This is a genomic window from Corynebacterium sp. UMB8791, assembly GCF_054166365.1.
This window is the reverse complement of record NZ_JBSZCG010000077.1, coordinates 1-316: the sequence shown is the minus strand read 5'-3', so window position 1 is coordinate 316 and position 316 is coordinate 1. Positions and strand designations below refer to the sequence as shown.

General features: G+C 38.6%; 1 protein-coding gene. It reads left to right on the top strand.

Annotation, left to right across the window (positions count from 1 at the left end; translation table 11 throughout):
• On the top strand, window positions 1-248 hold a 248-nt coding region (locus ACXIUA_RS02130; RefSeq protein ID WP_457975979.1), incomplete at its 5' end, for a hypothetical protein.
• Window positions 249-316 lie beyond the last annotated feature (68 nt).

Below are 316 nucleotides of genomic sequence, written 5' to 3'. Positions count from 1 at the left end.
GCTTTGATCAATATAAGCAAGCTCAAGTTAAGGACTATCAGGCCATTAATTACCACCTAACTAGCCCGAAAAATTACCTGATGAATATTTTGGACGAAGCCTTAATGACCATTTTATATGCGAAAAATACGGACTATCTAAGAAAACAGCAAGAACGTGGACTGAAAGAAACCGAGTGGGAAATGACGAAAAAGCAACGGCAACACCAAACCCGGAACCGGCATGAAGATGGGGGTATGCACTTGTAATTTAAATGTAAAATAAAAAGTGCACCAACGTGCTCATTTAATGGTATAATGAATCCACAATATAGGGA